The sequence below is a fragment of the Flavobacterium sp. xlx-214 genome (assembly GCF_013874595.1).
Classification (GTDB): domain Bacteria; phylum Bacteroidota; class Bacteroidia; order Flavobacteriales; family Flavobacteriaceae; genus Flavobacterium.
The window spans coordinates 16,944-41,756 of sequence record NZ_CP059431.1 but is presented as its reverse complement, the minus strand read 5'-3'; the positions used below and the strand labels follow the sequence as shown (position 1 = coordinate 41,756).

The window sequence follows — 24,813 nt, the reverse complement described above, 5'->3', positions numbered from 1 at the left end:
GATGTAAAGTCTAAAAATACAAAAAAAATAATGTATTTTAACATATAATTTGATGTTATTTAAATATTTATGAAATACTACTTATTGTTGTTGAGTTTTTTTTTGATTTCTACCTCATACGGGCAAAGCTATTCAAAGGAATGGGAGGAAATTTACAAGCTAGAAAAAGCAGGTAGCTACAAAACGGCTTATGAAAAGGTTGAAACTATTTTTAAGAAAGCCAAGCGTAAAAAAAATAACGAGCAAAAAGCAAAAGCTTTTCTTTATAAATTGAAGTTTCAGAATCAGTTAAAAGAAAATACGGCTCAAAATATTGTAACCGAAATTACATCAGAATTACAAAATAGTAAAGGTGTTTATGAAACGCTTTATCGTTGGTATTACATACAAGCGGTGTACAATCAATTGCAAAAGAAAAGCTCTTACTATCATAGAACGGTTCAAAATACTACGGTTAAAGTACCCGATAATATTGAAGAATGGTCTGCGGAGCATTACGCAGCGGTTTTAAAAGAACAGTCGGCATTGCTTTTTAAAAATGAAGCACTTTTAAAAGACACAAAAATTAAAGACATCAAAGAATTGGTGGAATATGATTTTATTGACGAAAATTTAAACCAAACCGCATACGAATTTTTTGCGTACAATTACATCAAAAGATTTTCAGAAAATTACATCTGGCAGTTGTACAATCAACCTCAATTTCAAAACTTTAAAAATGATTTTTGCACCACAAAAATCATACTTCCACAACAAAATAATGTACAAGATGTTTTAAATGAGGTTATTGTAAAGTTGTATCAAGATTTAGAAAAATATTATACAACAACAAACAATGCTTATGGTTTAGATAAAATTAAGTTTTATCGTTACTCAAAAGCGTACGATTCTAATCTCAAAGTTTTAGATGAGTTGGGCGCAAATTTAAAAACCGATTTCTACAAAAACCGTTATAAAATAGAGCGCGCAAAATACTTGGTAAACAATGCTGATAAAGTAGAGCATAAAGATTATTTTCAAAAAGCCTTACAACTTTCTAAAGAACTAAGAACGCAAACTACCGAAAACGATGCGTTAGAAAATGCTATTGAATTAGAAAATACCTTGCAAAAAAGTGATTTTAATATATCTTTAGTTAAAGAAGTTTATGAAAATGAACCAGTTAAGTATTTTGTAAACTATAAAAATTTAAATCAGTTGCATTTTGCATATTACGATATTAAAAATCAGCCTGATAATATCAACGATAGTATTTACAAGCACATTATTAAAAACCAACAACCTGTTGAAACGTTTACAGCGACTTTACCTCAAGGCGAAAAATACTTTAGTTACAGTACAGAGGTTTTAGGAAAAAAACTGCCTTTAGGGTCGTATTTATTGGTGGCATATGAAGATAAAGCTCATTTAGAAAATTCATACCGTGTTAAATACCATACGTTTAAGGTTACAAATGTAATGGTTGTTAATAAAAATGCAAAAAATCAAGAGGCAGTTGTTTTTTACTTTGTGCACCCGCAAACAGGTAAGCCTTATGCCAATACATTGGTGGCTATTAATACCTTACGCTTTACAACAGATGCCGATGGTAAGGTGTTTTTTAAGTTGAAAGATAGAAATGAGCGCGATTTCAATGTACAGGTTTTTTTAACCAATGAAACTTACAAAACATATATTGGTAGAAATTGGGATGCTCCTTATATATCGTCAAGTTATAGCACAACCTATGTAAAAACGCTTTTGTATACTGATAGAGCCATTTACAGACCAGGACAAGAAGTTCATTTTAAAGGAATTTTGTATGTAAATGAGCCAGAAGGTAATGAAGCTGTTAAGAATAAATCGGTACAATTAACTTTAAATGATGATAATGGCGATGAATTAGAAATAAAAACAGTTACTACCAATGATTTAGGATCGTTTAGCGGAAGTTTCATCTTACCGAAAAATATCCTTACGGGTGATTTTGATATTGAAATAGAAGAATTGGATGAATATACCAATGAGGAAGAAGATGATTTTTGGAATGACTACAGTTTAGATAGAGATAGTTTTCGTTTTAAAGTAGAAGAATATAAACGACCTACATTTACAGTTGAGGTAGATGAAATTAAGAAGAATGTTTTCTTTAATGAAGAGGTAGAAATTGTGGGTAAAGCCAAAAGTTTGGCTGGTGGTGCAATTGCTAATGCTAAAGTAGTACTTGATATAAAAAGCAGCGATTATAGTTTTGAAGATTTCTTTAGTAAAAAAGATACCCTTACAACTGATGATAAAGGTGAGTTTCGTTACAAATTGATCATTCCTTCTATTTCAGAAAACGATACTATTAAAAATGAAAACACAAGAATAAGTATTGATTATAAAGTAGAAGTTACTGATAATGCGGGCGAAGTTCGCGAAGCAAATGATGATTTTTATGTATCCAACTATGCAACTTACGTTTCCGTTTATGCTAAAAATAATATGGTTACCAATGAAAAATTAAAATTGGCTGTAAATACCAGAACACAAAACGGCGAGGATAAATCGGTAACAGGTACTATTAAAATTTATCAATCGTTACCTCCAAAAGATTTTTACCTAATGCGTTTGTGGCAAGTACCAGAGCTTGCATCTATGGATGAAAAAACATTCCGCGAGCAGTTTCCGTATGAAACTTATACCAATAAAGACAACGCATATACAGAGAAAAAAATAATTTACGAAGCGCCTTTTACCACTGAAAAAGACAAACCTTTTACCTACGATATCAGTAAATGGGAAACAGGAACGTATGAGTTTGTTTTTGAAACAACAGATGAAAAATCAAAACAACCTTTAACCGCAACAACAAGCATTCAGGTTAAAAAAGCCAATGAAATTATAACACCAAATCAAAATTTGCAAGTAAGCACACATTCTAGCTCATCGGCAAAAGAGTTGGTTTTACAAGTAGTTTCAATTTATGATGCCACGCATTTATACCTTGAAGTTTTTGATACAAATGCTCAGTTAATCAAAAAGGTAATCAACGTAGCAAAAGGTTCACAATTAGTGAAAATTCCGTTGACAAAAAGCAATGAAAATAAATCGGTGCGCTACCAATGGTATTACATAAAAAATCATTTTACGTTTATAAACGAAGACAGTTATGAAATTCCAACAACAGTAAACGAAAAAGCTTTGTACAAGGCAGAGTGGGAGGTTTGGAATAATAAGTTAATTCCAGGCAATGCTTATGAGTGGAAAGTAAAGTTATTGGCAGATAAATCGAAAAAGCCAATGCAAGGCGAATTTTTAGCTACAATGTACGATGCTTCGTTAGATTTAATTTACAAAGATTATTGGACAACCCAAGCTCAATTAAATTCCAAAAGCAGTTATGTGAATTTTGGCTATTTGAACTTTAATAATAAGGTAGATGCTAACGATGAGGCTTATTTAAGAACCAATTTTTATTACAATCAGTCGTTTAATATCAATCAATTCAACTATTTTGGATATGGTTTTACAACGGATAATTATGTTAATACCAACTATCAAGATTATTTACCAAAAGATTATTTCAACAGTAAGGCTAGTTTCAAGCAAATAGAAGTACGCGATGCCGAAACCCAAGCAGTTATTAACAACGCCTATATTTACAACATAACCAATGCAGATGTTTTTATGACCAACAATCAAGGTTTTGGTCGCGTTTGGGCTACCAACAAGCAACCTATTGCCGTAAATGCTTTGGGATATCAACAAAAGCGTTTGCAGTTAAACAATGCATTTACAGTGGTTTATTTGCAGCCTACGCATAAAGAAATTACAAATGAAACTGTGGATCAATTAGCAGAAGAAACCTATGAATTACATCGTTTGTACCGAATTTACAATCATTTAAAGGCAGATGCATCGTATTCTGAAAAGAAAGAATTGAAGTTTATTGATGCTGTAGTTAAAAAAGATACTGAGTTGAAAGATTACAATGATGAAATGGTGTCTGAGTCTGAGGAAGGAGCTTTAGATGAAATTGTAGTAACTACTTACAGAACATCATCAAAATCAGAAAGTGCAGTAGCAGCAACAACCGTAACTTCTCGCACATTAGAAGGCAGACCAAATGCTAGTTTTATACAAACCTTACAAGGGCAAGTGCCTGGTTTAAATATTTCAACAGCAGCTGGGCAACCTGGTAGCGGTAATACTATTCTATTGCGTGGTTTAGGTTCTATAAACGATACTACAAAACCATTGGTGGTGTTAGATGGCGTACCAGTAAGCGAAAGTCAGTTGTCATTATTAGAAAGCGATATTTACGATATCACCGTTCTTAAAGATGCTGGTGCAACGGCAATTTACGGTAATCGTGGGGCTAATGGCGTTATTGTAATTACCACCAAAAAAGCACAGCAAGCAGCAGAACATTTAGACATTCCTTTACGTAAAAACTTAAGCGAAACAGCGTTTTTCTTACCTCATTTAAAAATTGAAAAAAACGGAACGGTACAGATAAAATTCAATGCACCCGAAGCACTTACACAATGGAAATTCAAAGGTTTGGCGCATAATGAAAAATTAGAAACCGTTTACACCGAATTGCTTTCACAAACCCAAAAAGATGTCATGATACAGCCTAACATGCCACGTTTTGTACGTGAAACCGATGCGGTTGTGTTAAAGGCTCGTGTAAGTAATACCACTACAGTTCCGTTGCAAGCAACTGCGGTTTTACGATTGTTTAATACCATTACAGGCGAAGAATTAACCGATAAAATTTTAAAAACTGATAAATTGGTTCCTACAACCATTAACGGTTTAAGTGCTAATACGGTAGGCTGGCAAGTGTATATTCCGGAGAATTTTGAAGGGTTGCAATATCGTATTTCGGTAAAGGCAGGTAATTTTACCGATGGCGAAGAAAGTGTTATTCCCGTTTTAAGCAATCGTATGTTGGTAACCGAAACTATTCCGGTTTGGCAGTTAGCAAATGAAAACAAAGAATACAACATGCAACATTTGCTTAATAACAATTCGCAAACACTTAAAAACCATCAATATAAGGTACAGGTTTCTAACAATATGTTGTGGGTTACTATGCAATCATTGCCTTATTTGTTTGATTATCAACACAATTGTAATGAGCAGTTATTTGCTAAATATTTTGCCGATGTATTAGCATTACACGTTTTAGATAATCATGAAAATGTAGAAAAGTTGGTAACAGAATGGCAGAAAAATCCGCAAGCCAAACTAGAGCAAAACGAAGAGATAAAACAATTAATGCTTCAAGAAACCCCTTGGTTAAAAGATTTTGTAAACGACAAAGAAAAACAAGCACAATGGGCAAATTATTTTAACAGAGGTCGATTAGAAAAAGAAGCAAGCGAGATTGTAAAAACACTGGGAGAGCGTCAGAATGCTTCAGGTGGTTTTGGATGGTTTTCTGGTGGATATGAAAACGATTACATTACCCAACATATTTTGGTTACAGCGGCGCAATTACAGCGTTTAGAGATTGATCATTTTAATGAAACCGATGTTAAAAACATCATTAATAAAGCACATCGTTTTATTGATGTAAAAATGCAAGAACAACTTAAAAATAAAACAGGTTTCTCTAACAGTAGCGCTATCGATTATGCTTTTGTAAAAAGTTACTATACCAAAGATTTTGCTATTCCTACGGATGTGGCTACAGAGCTAGAGAAAAACTTTACCAATTTAAAAGAAAATTGGGTACCGTTGTCTTTGTACAGTAAAGCAAAGCTAGCTTTAGTAGCGCAACGAAAAGGCGATAAAGAATGGGCGCAAAAAATAGCACATCAGCTAACAGAAAGTGCGGTGATTGATGAAACCTATGGTATGTATTGGAAAGAAAACGATAGTAGAAATTACTATTACTTTAATGCTGCCGAAACACAAGCTTTAATTATAGAAGCCTTTGCCGAGGTAGAAAACAATCAAACAACCGTTCAAAAATTAAGCGCTTGGTTGTTAAGCCAAAAACTAAATAAAGATTGGGGTACAACAAAAGCAACCACATCGGCGGTTTATGCATTGTTACTTTCAAAAACAGCAAACCCTGAAAAGAATGAGAAAGTCATCATTAAAGTAGGTTCTGAAAAAATAAATACGAAAGAAAAAGCCGAAAACGAAACAGATGTTTTGTTAGGCTATCAAACCTACGAGTGGAGTGGCGATGAGGTAACCAATAATTTAGGAAAAGTAACCATTAAAAATAAAACAAACCAACCTGTTTTTGGTGGCATTTATTGGCAGTATTTTGAAGATCTTTCTAAAATTAAAGCATCAGCCAATGGTATTTTAAATATTTCAAAAATGTATTTTATAACCAATGCAGATGGAAAGTTACAAGAAATTACACCAAATACGCCTTTACAATTAGGACAAAAAGTAACCATTCGTTTAAAAATAAATGCAACAAAAGATATGGAATTTGTTCATATTAAAGATGTGCGTGCGGCAACTTTTGAACCTGTTGATGTACTTTCGGGCTATCAATACAAAAACAACCTACGTTATTATCAATCAACACGTGATGCAGCAACTAACTTTTTTATCGATTATTTAAGCAAAGGTTCTTATGTTATTGATTACGAAATACGTTTAAATAACGAGGGTACATTTACCAGCGGTGTTTCAACCATTCAAAGTATGTATGCGCCAGAACACAGTGCACATTCTAATGCCGAAATCGTAAAAGTAAATCCGTAAGCATTTTAAATTTTAAATCGATTTTACTAACAGAATCGCTATCTTTGTAATCTAAGTTGATGAAAATCGACGTTTAATATTTGATATAAGTAAAAATGATAATAACAGGAACAATTGATCAGGTTCAAACCAGATTTTATTACCGCAACGATAAAAAAATAAATTATTATGAAATTTTAGTTTCGTATAATTTTTACAATGGTGTGAACCAAATTTTGCTTTTGGCTAAAGATTTCGATAAACGCGATTTAAATGATAAGGAGCAGTTGTTTGTTTTTGAATTTGATACCGCTACTAAGTTTGTAAACGATAGATTAACCACCGATTTTTATTTACAACACTACAAACCATTACCCAAAAAAGAAGGTAATTTAATAGTTGTGCGAACTTATTTTGAAAAAGATACATTTGATGTTTTAGGAAAACAAGTAGTTAAAGGACGTACAAAAGTTTTTGCCCGTTTTACGCCTAAAAACAAAAAAGAAAACGATTTGTATTGTTATTTCTGGGAAGATAATCACTTCTTAGTTGATTTAAACAAGGTTACTAAAATTCAACTAAACTGTAGAAGTTTGCCTTATAAAGATAAATTTATCAGTAATATTGAAGTATGGCGCACTATGGAAAAAGAAGATTTTATAGGAAGTATTTTATAAAAAAAACTCCAACCGAAAGGTTGGAGTTTTTTTATTCTATATCTAACAATACATTTAAAATGGTAATGGCAGCATCGGCAATTCTTGTTCCAGGGCCAAAAACGGCAACGGCTCCCGAGTCAAATAAATATTGGTAATCTTGCGCAGGAATTACGCCACCAACGATGACCATAATATCTTCTCGACCATATTTTTTTAATTCTTCAATAACCTGTGGGACCAATGTTTTGTGACCTGCTGCTAATGAAGACACACCTAAAACGTGTACATCATTTTCAACGGCTTGTTTGGCAGCCTCTGCAGGTGTTTGAAACAATGGACCCATATCCACATCAAAACCAACATCGGCATAACCCGTTGCAACTACTTTTGCACCACGGTCATGACCATCTTGCCCCATTTTGGCAATCATAATACGCGGACGGCGTCCTTCTTGTTTGGCAAATTCGTCTGCTAATTGTTTTGCTTTTTCAAAATTTTCATCCGATTTAATTTCTTTATTATACACGCCACTTATTGTTTTAATTTGAGCTTTGTATCTTCCATAAATTGCTTCTAAAGCGTCAGAAATTTCTCCTAACGTAGCACGGTTTTCAGCTGCTGTAACAGCCAACGCTAATAAATTTCCAGTACCCGTTTTTGCCGATTCTGTTAATGCTGCTAAACATTCTTTTACTTTAGCTGCGTTACGTGTAGCTTTAATGCTATTTAAGCGTTCAATTTGTTGTTGACGCACCACTTGGTTGTCTACTTCTAAAATTTGTAACGGATCTTCTTTTTCTAAACGGTATTTGTTTACACCAACAATGGTATCCTGACCAGAGTCAATACGAGCTTGTTTACGCGCCGCTGCCTCTTCAATACGCATTTTAGGAATTCCTGCTTCAATAGCTTTGGTCATTCCACCATATGATTCTACCTCTTCAATTAATTTCCAAGCTTTTTCAGCAATTTCAGCTGTTAAACTTTCTACATAATAACTTCCTGCCCAAGGGTCAACCGTTTTACAAATCTTCGTTTCTTCTTGTAAGAAAATTTGTGTGTTACGAGCAATACGAGCAGAGAAATCAGTAGGTAATGCAATGGCTTCGTCTAACGCATTGGTGTGTAATGATTGTGTACCACCAAAAGCAGCAGCAGCAGCTTCAATGGCTGTACGCGCTACGTTGTTAAACGGATCTTGCTCTGTTAAACTCCACCCCGATGTTTGACAGTGTGTACGTAATGCCAATGATTTTTCTGATATAGTTCCAAATTGTTTTACCAATTTTGCCCAAATCATACGACCAGCACGCATTTTAGCAATTTCCATAAAATGGTTCATGCCTATTGCCCAGAAAAACGATAAACGAGGAGCAAATTCGTCTACTTTCATTCCCGCAGCAATTCCTGTACGAATATATTCTAAACCATCGGCAATGGTATAAGCTAATTCAATATCAGCAGTTGCACCTGCTTCTTGCATGTGATATCCCGAAATTGAAATGGAGTTGAATTTTGGCATATTCTTACTCGTGTATTCAAAAATATCAGCAATAATTTTCATTGATGGTGTAGGAGGATAGATATAGGTATTACGTACCATAAACTCTTTCAAAATATCATTTTGAATAGTACCTGAAAGTAATTTTTCGTCTACACCTTGTTCTTTTGCAGCTACAATATAAAATGCCAAAATAGGTAATACTGCGCCATTCATGGTCATAGAAACCGACATTTGATCTAATGGAATTTGATCAAATAAAATTTTCATATCTTCTACAGAATCAATAGCAACACCTGCTTTACCAACATCACCAACCACACGCTCGTGATCAGAATCGTATCCGCGGTGTGTAGCTAAATCAAACGCTACTGATAATCCTTTTTGTCCGGCTGCTAAATTTCTACGATAAAAAGCATTACTTTCTTCTGCTGTTGAGAAACCAGCATACTGACGAATAGTCCATGGTCTGCGTACATACATGGTAGCATACGGACCTCTTAAATTAGGAGCAAAACCAGCACCAAAGCCAATTTGCTCTAAACCTTCAATGTCAGTTAACGTATAATTTTCTTTAACTTGAATTCCTTCTGCCGTTTCAAACGAGTTTAAACCAGCATCAACAGCTGTTTTCTGAGAAGGTAATTGTATATTTTGTATGTCTTTTCTCATAATTTATGCGTTTTTTTCTGCTTCTAAACGTTCTTGTTCTAAAGCTTCGGCTAAACGTTTTTCTATGATGGGTGTAATTAATGTTTTACGAGGATTTTGTTTTACAAAAGGATACAACTCTAAATCGTTTACCATTTTGTCTTGTGCGTTAGGATATTTATTGGTTCCTAACAATACTTCTTTTCCGTCGTTAAACAACGCTTGTTCTTTTGCAGCTGCTTCTGAAATTTTGCGTTGAATGGTTCCTTCAATTAACTGCGAAATCAATCCACCGTTTTTTTCAATGTCTTTGAATAATTCTAAACCTTTTTCTGCTAATTGATTGGTTAACGATTCAATATAATACGCTCCGTCAGCAGGATTGTTCACTTTATCAAAATAGCTTTCTTCCTTTAAAATCAACAATTGATTTCTTGAAATACGATCGCCAAACTCATTGGTTTTATGAAAAACGGCATCATAAGCTAAGTTTTCAACTGCATCAGCTCCACCTAAAACGGCACTCATACATTCTGTAGTGGTGCGCAACATATTTACATTATAATCGTAAATGGTTTTGTTTCTATGTGTAGGTTTTGCAATAATATGAAAGCTAATGTTTGAAGAATATGCTTGTGCTAGCGCATTTAATGTTAAGCGAATGGCACGTAATTTTGCGATTTCGAAAAAATAATTACCACCAACAGCAACTTCAACAGTGATGTTTTTATCAAAATTTGTAATACGATTTAAATACTCGTTTGTATGCGCTAATGTGTAAGCTACTTGCTGAATCATGTTTGCGCCTGCATTTTGGTACGTTGTTGCCTTTACGGTTAACCAATTAATGTTGTTGGCTTTTTGATTGATTTCGTTTAAAAGTGTAAAATCTGAGTTTCCATCTTTAAAGAAATTTCCATCAAAACCTAATTGGTGAATTGGGTCAACCAACACAAAAACTTCAAACGCTTGTTTAGCTGCTTCGTTGTTAATTTTTGAAATAACATCAACATCTAAAAACAATAATTGAAGATATACCGCTTTTGGACTTTTTAGTAACGAATTGATTATGTTTGCAGCATCAATATCAGCAGTAGGAATAATAAAACGAATGCTTTCTGCACCACGATTTAATACTTCATTTGCTTTAGAAATTGACTTTTCTACATCAAAAACATAAATTTCTTGTACAATTGTAAATTGTGTATTGGTTGTTGTAACGGCATTTGTTACCGCATCTTCATCGTTATGATAGAAAGGTTTTACTTTAATTCCTTCCAAACTTTCCCAAACTAGTGTATCGTTATAATCAGCTCCTTTTAACTCGAATTGGATTTGATTTTTCCATTGTTTGGACGTTATTTTTTCAAAATCTTTAAATAGCATATGCGTATTTCAATTTTTATTGCATTTATTTTTCAGAAGTATATTCTTTATCGCTATCAATAATATAAATGTCTTCGTTTTCACGTTTCATGTAATACTTTTCTCTAGCGTAACGTTCTACCTCTTCTTTACGGTATAACTTTTTAATGTTTTTATCGTCGCTGTTAATTTCTCCCTGATAATAATCGCGATTGTCTTCTAATTTATGAATTTCCTTATCAATAGTACGATGGTCGTAATACGCATAAGTATCAAAAAACAAAAGCCAAACAATGAAAAATAAGGTAACCAAAACAAAACGATTGGTTGCCCATTTTAAAAAAGGGTATTTTACCAGTAAAGCAGCGATTTTTTCTTTCATTATTAATCGTTAATTTTTTTATTGATAACGGTTCTTACAATATCAATTGCTACGGTATTGTACCTATCATTAGGAATAATAATATCTGCATACGCTTTTGATGGTTCAATAAACTGCTCATGCATTGGTTTTAATGTAGTTTGATATCTGTTTAAAACTTCGTTCATATCTCTTCCTCTATCTGAAATATCTCGTTTTAATCGTCTAATTAAACGTTCGTCAGAATCGGCATGTACAAAAACTTTGATGTCAAACAAATCGCGTAATTCCGGATTAGATAAAATAAGAATTCCTTCAACAATCATTACCTTTCTTGGGTGCGTTAACACATAATCATCGGTTCTGTTATGATGAACAAAAGAATATACAGGTTGGTGTATGCTATTACCCGCTTTTAATTCTTTTAAATGTGCACAAAGCAAATCAAAATCAATTGCACGTGGATGATCAAAATTAATCAAAGCACGTTCATCCATTGAAAGATTGTTGTTTGCCTTGTAATAAGAATCTTGCGAAATAATACCAACTTCGGTTTCTGGTAATTCGTTCATTATCTGATGCACAACGGTTGTTTTACCACTACCTGTGCCTCCTGCAATTCCTATAATCAGCATTTTAAAAACTTTTTTACAAATGTACTTAATTATTAAAATACAAAGGCGCATTTTTAAAAATAGATTTAGGAAAGTATTGTTGCGGTCTGAGAAAAAAGTCTACAATAAAATGCACACTTTTCTACATGTTTTAAATGTGTTTTTTATAATAGTCCTTGTTTTTTAGAGGGTTGTGTTTTTGGTATACCATTTGAATTTAATATATCAAATGATTATGAAAAAGAAAGGTTGATTAGGAAGATGTTTTTTAACATGTGAAAAGTCAACCAAAAGTAAAAAGCAAATCTTTTTATTGAATAAATAAATAGTAGTTTTTTGAATGTTTTTAGTTAAGTGTGAATTTCTAAAATTCATGTAAGTGTTAAAAGGGAGGTTTTTACTTCCCTTTTTTTTTATGTCTCTATTTTTTAGAAAATACAAATAAAAAAATCCAACGATTTCTCATTGGATTTTTTGTCGGGGTGGCAGGATTCGAACCTGCGACCTCCTGCTCCCAAAGCAGGCGCGATAACCGGGCTACGCTACACCCCGTGTTTGTAATTATGATTGCAAAGGTAATTGTTTTTTTTTATTATGAAAATATTTTTTTAAGAAATATTAAAAAATAATTAAATCATACGGATGTATAAAAGTTCGCTATTAAGCCATTTATATATTTGATAGAACTTTTTTTTGTAACCGTGTATAATTGACTATTTTTGTGTTTCAAAAAATTATAAGAAACATATGTCATCAACAATAGAAACCCTAAAATGTTTAATTATAGGTTCAGGACCTGCAGGATATACCGCAGCAATTTACGCTGCGCGTGCTAATATGAACCCTGTTTTGTATCAAGGTTTACAACCAGGAGGACAGTTAACAACAACTAACGAAGTTGAAAATTTTCCAGGATATCCAGAAGGAGTAACAGGACCAGAGATGATGATGCAGTTGCAAGCACAAGCAAAACGTTTTGGTACAGATGTACGTGATGGTTTTGCTACAAAAGTTGATTTATCTGGCGATATTAAAAAAGTATGGATTAACGATACAATTGAAATTCATGCCAAAACAGTTATCATTTCAACAGGTGCTACTGCCAAATATTTAGGCATTCCGTCAGAGCAACATTATTTACAAATGGGTGGTGGTGTTTCTGCTTGTGCTGTATGTGATGGTTTCTTTTACCGCAATCAAGAAGTAATTATTGTAGGTGCTGGAGATTCAGCTTGTGAGGAAGCACATTATTTATCGCATTTATGTAAAAAAGTAACCATGTTGGTGCGTTCTGAAAAATTTAGAGCGTCTAAAATTATGGAAGAACGTGTACGCAATACACCAAATATTGAAATTTTGATGAGCACTGAGATTGATGAGGTTTTAGGTGACGGTCAAATTGTAAATGGTGTACGCGTGGTAAATAACGTAACAGGTGAGAAAAAAGAAATTGCTGTAACAGGCGTTTTTGTTGCCATAGGACATAAACCAAATACCGATATTTTTGCAGGACAATTAACGATGGACGAAACAGGTTACTTGTTAACCGAAGGTAAAACATCTAAAACAAACGTTGCAGGTGTATTTGCTTGTGGCGATGTTCAAGATAAAGATTACCGTCAGGCAATTACTGCTGCGGGATCGGGGTGTATAGCGGCTTTAGATGCAGAACGCTATTTAGCAAGTTTATAAGTCAATAATTAAAATAAACAGCGGCTTCGGTCGCTTTTTTTATGTTAAGAGTTCAAAATATTTCATTTGCTTACCTAGATAAGGAGGTACTTTCTAAGGTAAGTTTTTCTGTTTTAAAAGGAGAAAGCATTGCCTTAATTGGCGAAAGTGGTAGTGGAAAATCAACACTACTTAAGGCTATTTACGGATTATACGATTTAAAAGAGGGTACTATATTTTGGAAAGCCGATCAGGTTTTAGGACCTTCTTTTCATTTGGTTCCTGGAATGCCTTATATGAAATATTTGGCTCAAGATTTTGATTTAATGCCGTTTGTTTCTGTAGCTGAAAATGTAGGGCGATTTTTGTCGAATTTCTATCTAAAAGAGAAAGAAGCAAAAGTAATGGAATTGTTAGAAGTTGTTGGCATGACCGATTTTGCTCATATAAAAGCAAAATTTTTAAGTGGCGGACAAATGCAACGTGTTGCTTTAGCAAGGGTTTTGGCTTTAGAACCCGAACTTTTATTGCTTGATGAACCTTTTTCACATATTGATTATCATTTAAAAAATCAATTAAGCGAACACGTTTTTAGTTACTGCAAACAAAAAAACATAACGGTAATTTACACCTCACATACGCCGGACGAAATTTTAAAGTTTTCGGATGCAGTTGTTGTTATGAAAGATGGCAAAATAATTGAAAAAGATGTGCCGCAACATATTTATGAATTACCTAAAAACCAATATATTGCGCAACTAACAGGTGATGTAAATTTAATACCCGTACGTTATTTAGGGGTTCAGAATAATGAAGTTTTATTAATACGTCCGCATCAGTTTTTTATAAGTAGTGAAGGATATGAAGCAACAATCATTTCATCTTATTACAATGGCAGAGTGTATATTCTAAAAGCACAGTTTCACGATGTTGTGCTTACAATAGAGTCAAGAGAAAAACTAATAGGAAAAATTAAATTTCAGATAAGATAAAAAAAGAGTACACAATTGTGTACTCTTTTTTATTCTATTTAGTTCCTAATAGTTTTTTCCAAAATGGTGTCTTTTCTGCTTTTGCACCATAACCGTAGCCGTAACCGTAGCCGTAACCTTTAGTAACATCAGAATCGTTTAAAACCATTGTTAATTTGTTTAGTTTATGATCCTTGTACAATTCGTTAGGAATACGTAACATTTCTTTGTCAATTTTGTTAGCTCTCACTACATAAATAGTAGCATCTGCATACTTACCTATTAATAAAGTATCTGTAACCAAACTAACGGGAGCTGTATCTACAATAATGTAATCATACTTACTTTTTAATGTTTCAAAAAGTTCTTTTACTTTTTTGTTCATTAAAATTTCTGTTGGGTTAGGTGGAATTGATCCAGATGATAAAACATCAAAATTTGTATAACCTTCTACAGGGATAATAAATTCTTCAATTGATTTGTTGTTTGAAGTTATATAATTTGTAACACCTAAAGGATTTACTTTTAAGTATTCATATAACTTTGGATTACGTAAATCAAAACCAATTAAAAGTACTTTTTTTCCAGATAATGCAAAAGTTGCAGCTAAATTAGCAGAAACAAACGTTTTTCCTTCTCCAGAAATAGTAGATGTTAAGAAAATAGTTTTGCATTCTTCTTCTTGTTTGTCAGATAGAATAAAATCTAAATTGGTTCTAACAATACGTATTGCTTCAGCAGCACTAGATCTACTACTAATTTCCATTAATTCATTACTTGTTTCAGACGTAGGAACATCTCCCAAAAAAGGAATATCAGTATTATCTGTAATATCGAATCTTGTTTTAATTTTAGTGTCAAGTAAGTTTTTAATGTAAATGTAAATGAAAGGTATTAATGTACCAAGAACTAATGCAGCTAGTAAAACAATCATTGTTTTAGGAGAAACAGGTTTGTCTGTAGCAATTGCTTTATCAATTACCTTTGCATTCATATCTGTTGCAGCTAAAGTAATATTCGTTTCTTCACGTTTTTGAAGTAAGAATAAATACAAAGCTTCTTTTACTTTTTGTTGACGATCAATAACTCTAAATTCTCTTTCCTGACGTGGAACTTGAGCTAATTTTGTTTGCATTTCGCCTTCTTGACGCTTATAATCGTTTTTAACAATTTGTAACGAACTTAAGTTTCTACGTAAACTAGCTAATAAATTAGATTTTAATGAACGAATTTGACTTTCTAATTTAATGTAATTATCATTTTCTGTTGTAGCACTAAACGAAAGTTTCTGTTTTTCAAGAATTAATTGATTGATTTCTTGAATAATGCTTTCAGAACCCGCATCTTCAGATAATAATCCTCCAGGAACTAAATCATCTTGTTTTGCTTTGCTAACATGGCTAATTAAACTTGTAACAACATTAATTTTTGTTTCGTTTTCTAAAACCGATTTTTCAAATGAAGATAAATTATCTAAGTATAATTTTACTTCTGTTTGAATATCTGATAAATTATTATTGTTTTTGTAGCCTTCAACTTGTGATTCAACATCTCCTAACTCGGTAGCTATTAAGCTTAAACGATCTGATATAAAATTAGCAGTATTTTCTGATATAAAACGCTTGTCTTTAATACCACCTAAATTGTAGTTGTATACTAAGGTGTTTAAGAAATCGGCAGCTTTTTCAGGTGTTTTATCAATAATAGAAACATCAATAATGCTTGATGTTTTACTACTTGGAGCAACACTTACTACTTTTTGATAACTCTCTGCTTGTTGCATTTTTGGAAATACATTAATTTTCAATTCTGTAAGTTTATCTAAAGCTCCAATTTTATTAATGGTAAAAGCTCCAAACTGACTTTTAATTTGCTTTCCAAAAGATGATTCACCGATATTTTCATCATTTACAGAAACATGAAATGAATTATTTTTAATATCAGTTAAATCAATTGAAACTGTTTTTGAAATATCATTATTGGTCCAAACAATTTGAATAGGATTTTTCTTATACAAATCTTTGGTTATAACATTTGTTTTATCTAAATACTGAATGTTTAAATTTAAAGAATCTAAAGTGTTGTAAATTAACGTTCTAGATTTCAAAATTTCAACTTCGTTTTCAATATTGTTTTTAGAGTTTCCTAACAAACTCATTTCAGAAAAAGCACTTAGTTGATTTGCTAAATCGTTGCTTTTTTCATCTTTAATTAAAATTTTTGTTGATACGCTATAGCTTTTTGGTGTGAATTTTAAATATAAAAATGCACAAATAAGCGCTATAAAAACGCTTAATACAAACCAACGCCAATGTGCTAAATACTTAAATAACTCTTCTTTTAGATTTATCGTATTTTCTTTATCTTCAATCATTATTTTTTTGTATTAGTAAGAATTATAGCAACTGTTGTTAATAGTAAAGATACAGCTGTCATATATATGGATACATTAGGACCAACTGCTGATGAATTTACAGCTACTTTGTTTGGTTCTACATAGATAACATCGTTTTGTTTTAAATAATAGAAATCAGAAGAAATAAAATCTGATTTTGTAATGTCAATACGATGTGTTTTTAAAATACCATCTTCACCTTCACGTGTAACTAAGATATTATCTCTCTTGCCATAAATAGTTAAATCTCCTGATAAAGCTAAGGCTTCTGGTAATGAAATTCTTTCTGAACTAATTTTATGTTTTCCAGGGTTTCTAACTTCGCCACTAACTGTAACTTCAAAATTCATTAAGCGTAAGTTGATAATAGGATTTTTGATATATTTTGATATTTTAGTTTGTAATTCTTGTATAACTACATCTTTTGTTTTATTACCAACATCTAATTTGCCTAATACAGGAAAATCAATAGAACCTTTTGAATCAACTAAATAAAGTTGCTGTGTCATTTGTCCGCCACCTGCTTGATTAACAGGGTCAACACTCATATTAGTTGTAAGATTAAAAGGTTGTGCCGCTAATGGATCTTGTGCTGATACAATGATCATTAAAAGATCATCAGGCTTTATAGTAGTTTCAAATTTCTTTGTGCTTATATTAGCATCATCAATGTTTTGATAATAAACAATACTTTCTCGTGAAGCACAAGAAGTAAGTAAAATACCTGCTAATAAGGATGATAAGATAATTTTTTTCATAAATGGTTAATCTAGTTTTTCAAAAGTTGAATTCAAACTTTTAAATTCGGGAACAATTTTTTTCATAGTTGCAACAGTATCTGTAATTAAATAAGCTGAAGCAAACTGTTTTAACTTTTCAATATCTATTGAAATATCTTCGTAATTTTCATGAATATCTTGCGCAATCATTATTTTTTCATGATGAGTAGCTAATGTAGTTGAACTATCATTTAACAACTCTTCATACAATTTTTCACCAGGGCGCAAGCCTACCACTTTAATTTCTATATCTTTTTGAGGTTCTAAACCTGCTAATTTAACCATTTTTGTAGCAAGATCTATAATTTTTACAGGTTTCCCCATGTCAAAGATATAGATTTCACCACCATTACCCATTGATCCAGCTTCTAAAACCAGTTGACAAGCTTCTGGAATGGTCATGAAATAACGAATAATATCAGGATGCGTAATGGTAATGGGACCTCCGTTTTCAATTTGTTTTGTGAATAGAGGAACTACAGAACCATTAGAACCTAATACATTACCAAAACGTGTAGTTATGTATTTTGTTGTTTCGTTGTTTTCTTTTTTAAGTTTTTGTGCTAAAGATTGTACATACTTTTCTGCAATACGTTTACTAGCTCCCATTACATTACTTGGGTTAACCGCCTTATCTGTTGAAACCATAACAAAACGTTCAGCCTTATATTTATAAGCTAAATCTGCCATATGTTTAGAACCTAATACATTTGTAAAAACAGCTTGTTGCGGATTCATTTCCATTAAAGGAACGTGTTTGTATGCTGCTGCATGATACACTAAATCAGGGGTATAGTCGCTAAATACACGCTCTAAGCATTCTAAATTTCTAACATCGGCAATAATCGAAATAATTTCAGCAGTTGTGTTGCATTTGCTTATTTCTAAGGTGATATGATGTAATGGTGTTTCGGCTTGATCTAAAAGAATTAATTTTTTTGGATTGAAACTAGCTACTTGCCAAACAATTTCACTTCCAATAGAACCTGCAGCTCCTGATACTAAAACGACTTTGTCTTTTATTTGATCAGAAATTTGTAAATTATTTATTTGAATAGGTTTGCGTTCTAATAAATCTTCAATTTTTATTTTGCGAATATTAGAAGCAACTTTTTTCTGATCATTAATATCTGTTAATCTAGGTAGATTGTATACTTTAATATTATAATTTAAACAGTCCTCAATTATTTCGATTTTATCATCTTTTGAAAGATTTTCATCCGCAATAATCAATGTGTTGGCTCCAAGTGCTCTTGTTAAAACAGAAATTTTACGTGTTTTTGCAATAATAGGAATGTTTAAAATTCTATTATAAGATGTTTTAGTTGAAGGACTTATAAATCCTTGTAATTTATATTTTTTAGGAATTTCTGCATTAATTGCATTTGCAATAGCAATGGCACGTTCGCCACTACCATAAATGACTGCTTTTGTGTAATGATTTGTTTGCGAGTATTCTGCAAAAAAATCAAAAGTTGTTTTAATTAAAAGTCTAAAAACAAGTAGTGTAACGTAAGCAACGGATACACATATTAATAGTCGTGTGTTTAAGAACAATCTATTTCCCGTAACCAAAGTTACTATCGTATTTGCTAAATAAAGAGTTACAAAACAAAGTAGTTCAACAAAAAAGATTTTACCAGCATCTAGCAAAGTTGTATGACGAACAATTCCTGTGTATGTTTTAAAATACCAAAAAAAGAAAAGATGTGTTATTAAATACAAACAAAAAACCAATGGAACATTGGTAATTGGTCTAAAATCAATGCCAATTCCTTTTAAAATAAAGTGACCAACAATGGCAGAGAAAATGACAATAGCTACATCAATACTGAAAATAATCCAACGGGGTAAGTATTGAATTTTTTTCAAGTCAGAAAAATAGGTATGAATATCTTTGGTAAAATTCATATTTAATTATGTGTTTTTTCTTTGTATGTATAGCTTTGCAAAAATATAAAAAAAATGAAGGAAATAACGTAAATTATAAAGATAAGTTAAAATTCTAACTTCTTTTTTCTAAGCTCAAAGTTTTGACCTAAATATACTTTTCTAACCATTTCGTCTTCAGCAAGTTCTTCTGGTATACCTGCTTTTAAAATACCACCTTCAAACATTAAAAAAGTTTTGTCTGTAATAGCTAACGTTTCTTGTACGTTGTGATCGGTTATTAAAATACCAATGTTTTTGTTTTTTAATTGTGCAACAATACGCTGAATATCTTCTACGGCAACAGGGTCAACACCAGCAAAGGGTTCATCTAATAAAATAAACTTAGGATCTGTTGCTAATGCACGTGCAATTTCTGTACGTCTTCTTTCTCCTCCCGATAATAAATCACCTCGGTTGGTACGTATATGTTGTAAGCTAAATTCATCAATTAACGATTCCATTTTAGCTTCTTGCTCTTTTTTAGATAAATTGGTTAACTGTAAAACTGATAATATGTTATCTTCAATGCTTAATTTTCTAAAAACAGATGCTTCTTGTGCCAAATAACCAATACCATTTTGCGCCCTTTTATACATTGGAAAATTAGTAATATTTAAATTATCTAAATAAATATTACCAGCATTTGGTTTAACCAACCCTACAATCATATAAAAAGATGTGGTTTTACCAGCACCATTTGGACCTAATAAACCTACAATTTCGCCTTGGTTAACTTCAACAGAAATTCCTTTAACCACTTTTCTGCCTTTGTAGGTTTTTATTAAATTATCGGCTCTTAATTTCATAATCTATTTATTAGTTAATGCGGTGGTTTGCTCTTTTTTAAGATTTCTTTTAGTGATAAATTTAGCAACAATTATACTTCCTTCGTATAAAATAATCAACGGAAAAGAAACAATTAGTTGACTAATAACATCGGGTGGTGTTACAACAGCGGCAACAACTAAAATTAAAACATAAGCATATCTGCGGTATTCCTTTAAAAAAGCATCGGTTATTAGGCCTAAATACGTTAAAAAGAAAATAATAATAGGTAGTTCAAAAACCAAGCCAGTTGCCAATGATGTGTTTTTTACTAAATTGATGTAAGAATTGATGTCAATTTGGTTTTCTACAATGTTGCTAATTGTGAAATTTGCTAAAAAGTTGATTGATAAAGGCACCAATACAAAGTAGCCAAATAAAACGCCTAAAAAGAAAAGAATACTTGAAATGAAAATAAACAATTTAGCATATTTTCGTTCTTTTTGATACAATGCAGGACTAATAAATTTCCAAAACTCCCATAAAATGAAAGGAAAAGCCATAATAAAACCTGCGGTTATACACGTCCAAATCATGACAGATAATTGCCCATCCATTGTTCTGTTTTGAATTACAAAAGGTAATTCGTTATTACAAAAAGATTGATCTAAATCATAACGTTGCGCAATATCACAGAAAAACTGATACGTTACAAAATCGCCTTTTTTAGGACCAAAAATAATTACATCAAATATAAATTCGTTAAAAAATACGGCAATTACTGCGGTAATTAAAATTGCAATGCTGCTACGTATTAAAAGCCATCTTAATTCTTCTAAATGATTTAAGAATGACATTTCTTTGTTGGTGTTTTTGTTTCTCACGATACAATTCCTTCCTTTAAAATGTCATGTAAATGAATAATGCCTGTGTACAAGCCGTTTTCTGTAACAACTAATTGTGTAATTGAAAATGATTCCATTAAGTTTAAGGCATCTTCTACTTTTGAATGAATATCAATTGTTTTAGGATTTTTCGACATTAAATCAGTAGCTGTAATATTAGATAAATCGGCTGTTTTTTCAAGCATTCTACGAATATCGCCATCTGTAATAATACCTTTTACTTGGTTGTTTTCAATTACAGCGGTAACACCTAATCGTTTGTTAGAAATTTCAAAAATCACCTCTTGAATACTTGATGATAAATGTACACTTGGAGTATTGTTTTTATCTAAAATATCGGCAATTTTTAGAAGTAATTTTTTGCCTAAAGCTCCTCCCGGATGAAATTTAGCAAAATCTTGTGCTGTAAAATTACGCATTTCAATAAGTGCTACAGCTAAAGCATCGCCTAAAGCCAATTGAACAGTGGTGCTGGTAGTTGGCGCTAAATTATTTGGATCGGCTTCTTTTGTTACATCAGCATTAATAATAAAATCAGAAGTTTTTCCTAGAAATGATTTAGCATTTCCTGTCATTCCAATCAAAATGTTACCATCGCGTTTTAATAAAGGAGCTAAAACTTTTATTTCTGGACTATTACCACTTTTAGAAATGCAAAGTATAATGTCGTTCTTTGTAATCATTCCTAAATCTCCGTGTACTGCTTCCGATGCATGCATGAACATAGATGGTGTACCTGTTGAGTTTAAAGTAGCAACAATTTTTTGACCAATATGAGCACTTTTACCAATGCCTGTTACAATTAATCTTCCGTTTGTGTTAAAAATAGACTCAACAGCCTTTGTGAAATCTTCGGTTAAATTGGACATCGCATGAAGAATAGCTTCGCTTTCTGCTTTTAAAGTCTCTTTTGCCGACGTTAATATGTTAAAATTAGTAGTCAAAATAGAATCGTATTACTTAATTTTGATTAAAATAAAAGATTTGTGTATCTTTAGTTTTGCAAATTTAGATAAAATAGCATTATAAAAACATGAAATCAATCGAAATTGACTTACATAAAGAATTAAAAAAATATTTCGGATTCAGTCAGTTCAAAGGATTACAAGAACAGGTTGTAGGTAGTATTATCTCTGGTAACAATACTTTTGTAATTATGCCTACAGGTGGCGGTAAATCCTTATGTTATCAGCTGCCAGCATTGGTTTTAGAAGGAACTGCCATTGTTGTTTCGCCTTTAATAGCTTTGATGAAAAATCAAGTCGATGCCATTCGTAGTTTGTCTAGCGAAATTGGCGTTGCACACGTTTTAAATTCTTCATTAACTAAAACAGAAATTACTCAAGTTAAAGAGGATATTAAAAAAGGTATTACTAAATTACTTTACGTTGCCCCTGAATCTTTAACAAAAGAAGAATATGTTGAGTTTTTAAATTCGGTGCCATTATCTTTTATTGCAATAGATGAAGCGCATTGTATTTCTGAATGGGGACACGATTTTAGACCAGAATACAGAAATTTAAGAAATACAATTAGAAAGCTAGGCGATATTCCTATTATAGGTTTAACCGCTACAGCTACTCCAAAAGTACAAGAAGATATTTTAAAAAATCTTGAAATTGCTAATGCAAACACTTTTAAGGCGTCTTTTAACAGACCTAATTTGTATTATGAAGTACGTCCAAAAACTAAAAATATCGAATCTGATATTATTAAATTTATCAATCAATTTAAAGGTAAATCGGGTGTTATTTATTGTTTAAGTCGTAAAAAAGTTGAAGAAATTACTCAAGTACTTCAAGTAAACGGTATTTCGGCGGTAGCATATCACGCAGGTTTAGATGCCAAGACACGTGCCAAACATCAAGACATGTTTTTAATGGAAGATGTAAATGTGGTGGTGGCTACTATTGCTTTTGGAATGGGGATTGATAAGCCCGATGTACGTTTTGTAATTCATCATGATATACCTAAATCATTAGAAAGTTATTATCAAGAAACGGGTCGTGCTGGTCGTGATGGTGGTGAAGGTTTCTGTTTGGCTTATTATTCTTATAAAGATATAGAAAAACTTGAAAAGTTTATGGCAGGCAAGCCTTTGGCAGAGCAAGAAATTGGTTTTGCTTTGTTGCAAGAAGTAGTTGCTTATTCAGAAACATCTATGTCGCGTCGTAAGTTTTTGTTGCATTATTTTGGAGAAGAATTTGATGGCGTAAATGGGGAAGGAGCCGATATGGATGATAATTCAAGAAATCCTAAATCGCAGAAAGAAGCCAAAGAGCAAGTTGTTCTTTTATTAAAAGCAGTGCAAGAAACCAAACAAGTTTACAAGGCAAAAGAAATTGTTCTTACTTTGTTAGGTAAGGTAAATGCTTTATTAAAATCGTATAAAACAGATACACTTAGTGCATTTGCTAGAGGAAAAGAGTTTGATGATAAATATTGGATGGCTTTAATACGCCAAGTTTTGGTTTCAGGACTTATTGCTAAAGATATTGAAAGTTATGGTGTTATTAGGTTAACAAAAAAAGGTGAGGAGTTTATGAACAATCCGCAATCTTTTTTAATGACAGAAGATCATAATTATGATGAAACTGCGGATGATTCTATCATTACTAATTCAAAAGCATCTAATGCTGCTGATGAAGTTTTGGTAGCCATGTTGAAAGATTTGCGTAAAAAAGTAGCCAAAAAAATGGAAGTGCCGCCTTTTGTGGTTTTTCAAGATCCTTCTTTGGAGGATATGGCGCTTAAGTATCCAATTACATTAGACGAATTAGCCAATGTACATGGTGTTAGTGATGGTAAAGCAAAAAAATACGGAAAAGATTTTGTTCAGCTTATAAAAGCGTATGTTGAAGAAAACGATATTCTGCGTCCAGATGATTTGGTTGTAAAATCTACAGGTGCTAATTCTGCGTTAAAGTTGTTTATCATTCAAAGTGTAGATCGTAAATTATCTTTAGAAGACATCGCTTCAACAAAAAGTTTAGATATGAGTTCCTTGCTGAAAGAAATGGAACAAATTGTTTATTCGGGTACCAAGCTAAATATTAATTATTGGATTGATGATTTGTTAGACGATGATCAGCAAGAAGAAATTAAGGATTATTTTATGGATGCCAAAAACGATTCTATAGAAAGTGCTTTAGATGAATTTGATGGCGATTATGATATTGAAGAACTGCGTTTAATGCGTATAAAATTCATAAGCGAAGTTGCTAATTAATAAAAAACACTCCTTATAATTATAAGGAGTGTTTTTTTATACAATATCGCTATATAATTCACCTCTGTGTGGTTTTAAAACATCGCGAAGTTTAATCATTAAATCATCATTTACTACAATAAAAGCAATGGCGTGAAAATCGTTTATCTTTTCAAATCCCGAAATAGAAATAGGTAACTGCTCAATCACAATAAATTGTTTCAAATGTATTTCCTGATGTTCAGCAGTTTTTAATGCGTCAGGACCTCTAAAATCCCAAATTAATTTTATCTGTCGTTCCATATCATCATTTTTTTGTAAATTTAAAACATCATTTTAAAGAAATCTATAA

At 32.1% G+C, this 24,813-nt stretch carries 16 protein-coding genes and 1 tRNA gene; 5 read left to right on the top strand and 12 right to left on the bottom strand.

Features of this window, described 5'->3' with window-relative positions; genetic code table 11:
- Window positions 1-69: 69 nt before the first annotated feature.
- Together H1R17_RS00210 and H1R17_RS00205 are read left to right on the top strand one after the other, a co-directional pair.
- The gene (locus H1R17_RS00210) at window positions 70-6,705 is read left to right on the top strand and encodes an MG2 domain-containing protein (RefSeq protein ID WP_163430531.1); all 6,636 of its coding nucleotides are present in this window, start codon (window positions 70-72) and stop codon (window positions 6,703-6,705) included.
- A gap of 95 nt (window positions 6,706-6,800) precedes the next feature.
- Window positions 6,801-7,361: a hypothetical protein gene (locus tag H1R17_RS00205; RefSeq protein ID WP_163430532.1), complete on the top strand. Its 561-nt coding sequence runs from the start codon at window positions 6,801-6,803 to the stop codon at window positions 7,359-7,361.
- Between the two features lie 31 nt (window positions 7,362-7,392).
- Here the strand turns inward: H1R17_RS00205 and scpA are convergent, their stop codons facing one another.
- The 5 genes from scpA to H1R17_RS00180 form a co-directional block, all read right to left on the bottom strand.
- On the bottom strand, window positions 7,393-9,519 hold the full coding sequence (gene scpA, locus H1R17_RS00200) for a methylmalonyl-CoA mutase (protein WP_163430941.1): 2,127 nt from the start codon (window positions 9,517-9,519) through the stop codon (window positions 7,393-7,395).
- On the bottom strand, window positions 9,520-10,881 hold the full coding sequence (locus tag H1R17_RS00195; RefSeq protein WP_163430533.1) for a methylmalonyl-CoA mutase subunit beta: 1,362 nt from the start codon (window positions 10,879-10,881) through the stop codon (window positions 9,520-9,522).
- A gap of 25 nt (window positions 10,882-10,906) precedes the next feature.
- Window positions 10,907-11,242 carry a septum formation initiator family protein gene (locus H1R17_RS00190; protein ID WP_163430534.1) on the bottom strand — a complete coding sequence of 112 codons (336 nt, stop codon included), beginning with the start codon at window positions 11,240-11,242 and terminating at the stop codon, window positions 10,907-10,909.
- A gap of 2 nt (window positions 11,243-11,244) precedes the next feature.
- On the bottom strand, window positions 11,245-11,856 hold the full coding sequence (gene udk, locus H1R17_RS00185; RefSeq protein WP_163430535.1) for a uridine kinase: 612 nt from the start codon (window positions 11,854-11,856) through the stop codon (window positions 11,245-11,247).
- Window positions 11,857-12,312: 456 nt separating this feature from the next.
- Window positions 12,313-12,387: transfer RNA gene (locus tag H1R17_RS00180), tRNA-Pro, on the bottom strand.
- Window positions 12,388-12,582: 195 nt separating this feature from the next.
- On the opposite strand from H1R17_RS00180, the gene trxB reads away from it, so the two are divergent.
- Both trxB and H1R17_RS00170 read left to right on the top strand, forming a co-directional pair.
- Window positions 12,583-13,527 (top strand): thioredoxin-disulfide reductase, encoded by a 945-nt coding sequence (gene trxB / locus H1R17_RS00175; protein WP_163430536.1) that lies wholly within the window; start codon window positions 12,583-12,585, stop codon window positions 13,525-13,527.
- A gap of 41 nt (window positions 13,528-13,568) precedes the next feature.
- A complete protein-coding gene (locus H1R17_RS00170; protein WP_163430537.1) occupies window positions 13,569-14,498 on the top strand; it encodes an ABC transporter ATP-binding protein in 930 nt (309 codons plus the stop codon).
- A 34-nt stretch (window positions 14,499-14,532) separates the two neighbouring features.
- Here the strand turns inward: H1R17_RS00170 and H1R17_RS00165 are convergent, their stop codons facing one another.
- From H1R17_RS00165 to H1R17_RS00140, 6 genes are all read right to left on the bottom strand, one after another.
- Window positions 14,533-16,851, bottom strand: a complete 2,319-nt coding sequence (locus H1R17_RS00165; protein WP_163430539.1) for a tyrosine-protein kinase — start codon at window positions 16,849-16,851, stop codon at window positions 14,533-14,535.
- On the bottom strand, window positions 16,851-17,630 hold the full coding sequence (locus H1R17_RS00160) for a polysaccharide biosynthesis/export family protein (RefSeq protein WP_163430541.1): 780 nt from the start codon (window positions 17,628-17,630) through the stop codon (window positions 16,851-16,853). The genes H1R17_RS00165 and H1R17_RS00160 overlap by 1 nt, the downstream gene beginning before the upstream one ends.
- A 6-nt stretch (window positions 17,631-17,636) precedes the next feature.
- Complete coding sequence (locus H1R17_RS00155) at window positions 17,637-19,562, bottom strand: nucleoside-diphosphate sugar epimerase/dehydratase (protein ID WP_163430543.1); 1,926 nt, start codon at window positions 19,560-19,562, stop codon at window positions 17,637-17,639.
- A gap of 86 nt (window positions 19,563-19,648) precedes the next feature.
- Window positions 19,649-20,389 carry an LPS export ABC transporter ATP-binding protein gene (gene lptB / locus H1R17_RS00150; RefSeq protein WP_163430544.1) on the bottom strand — a complete coding sequence of 247 codons (741 nt, stop codon included), beginning with the start codon at window positions 20,387-20,389 and terminating at the stop codon, window positions 19,649-19,651.
- Window positions 20,390-20,392: 3 nt separating this feature from the next.
- Window positions 20,393-21,205, bottom strand: coding sequence for a twin-arginine translocase subunit TatC (tatC, locus tag H1R17_RS00145; protein WP_163430942.1), 813 nt, complete (start codon window positions 21,203-21,205; stop codon window positions 20,393-20,395).
- A gap of 23 nt (window positions 21,206-21,228) precedes the next feature.
- Entirely contained in the window at window positions 21,229-22,197 is a 969-nt protein-coding gene (locus H1R17_RS00140) for an SIS domain-containing protein (RefSeq protein ID WP_163430546.1), read from the bottom strand.
- A gap of 89 nt (window positions 22,198-22,286) precedes the next feature.
- On the opposite strand from H1R17_RS00140, the gene H1R17_RS00135 reads away from it, so the two are divergent.
- A complete protein-coding gene (locus tag H1R17_RS00135; RefSeq protein WP_163430548.1) occupies window positions 22,287-24,482 on the top strand; it encodes an ATP-dependent DNA helicase RecQ in 2,196 nt (731 codons plus the stop codon).
- Window positions 24,483-24,518: 36 nt separating this feature from the next.
- On the opposite strand, the gene H1R17_RS00130 is transcribed toward H1R17_RS00135, so the two are convergent.
- Complete coding sequence (locus H1R17_RS00130; RefSeq protein WP_163430549.1) at window positions 24,519-24,764, bottom strand: hypothetical protein; 246 nt, start codon at window positions 24,762-24,764, stop codon at window positions 24,519-24,521.
- Window positions 24,765-24,813: the final 49 nt, after the last annotated feature.

Bases quoted from the DNA above. Each gene is read 5' to 3' on its own strand.
- H1R17_RS00210 (WP_163430531.1), top strand. From the start codon at position 70: ATGAAATACTACTTATTGTTGTTGAGTTTTTTTTTGATTTCTACCTCA.
- H1R17_RS00205 (WP_163430532.1), top strand. From the start codon at position 6,801: ATGATAATAACAGGAACAATTGATCAGGTTCAAACCAGATTTTATTAC.
- H1R17_RS00195 (WP_163430533.1), bottom strand. From the start codon at position 10,881: ATGCTATTTAAAGATTTTGAAAAAATAACGTCCAAACAATGGAAAAAT.
- H1R17_RS00190 (WP_163430534.1), bottom strand. From the start codon at position 11,242: ATGAAAGAAAAAATCGCTGCTTTACTGGTAAAATACCCTTTTTTAAAA.
- udk (WP_163430535.1), bottom strand. From the start codon at position 11,856: ATGCTGATTATAGGAATTGCAGGAGGCACAGGTAGTGGTAAAACAACC.
- trxB (WP_163430536.1), top strand. From the start codon at position 12,583: ATGTCATCAACAATAGAAACCCTAAAATGTTTAATTATAGGTTCAGGA.
- H1R17_RS00170 (WP_163430537.1), top strand. From the start codon at position 13,569: ATGTTAAGAGTTCAAAATATTTCATTTGCTTACCTAGATAAGGAGGTA.
- H1R17_RS00165 (WP_163430539.1), bottom strand. From the start codon at position 16,851: ATGATTGAAGATAAAGAAAATACGATAAATCTAAAAGAAGAGTTATTT.
- H1R17_RS00160 (WP_163430541.1), bottom strand. From the start codon at position 17,630: ATGAAAAAAATTATCTTATCATCCTTATTAGCAGGTATTTTACTTACT.
- H1R17_RS00155 (WP_163430543.1), bottom strand. From the start codon at position 19,562: ATGAATTTTACCAAAGATATTCATACCTATTTTTCTGACTTGAAAAAA.
- lptB (WP_163430544.1), bottom strand. From the start codon at position 20,389: ATGAAATTAAGAGCCGATAATTTAATAAAAACCTACAAAGGCAGAAAA.
- tatC (WP_163430942.1), bottom strand. From the start codon at position 21,205: ATGTCATTCTTAAATCATTTAGAAGAATTAAGATGGCTTTTAATACGT.
- H1R17_RS00135 (WP_163430548.1), top strand. From the start codon at position 22,287: ATGAAATCAATCGAAATTGACTTACATAAAGAATTAAAAAAATATTTC.
- H1R17_RS00130 (WP_163430549.1), bottom strand. From the start codon at position 24,764: ATGGAACGACAGATAAAATTAATTTGGGATTTTAGAGGTCCTGACGCA.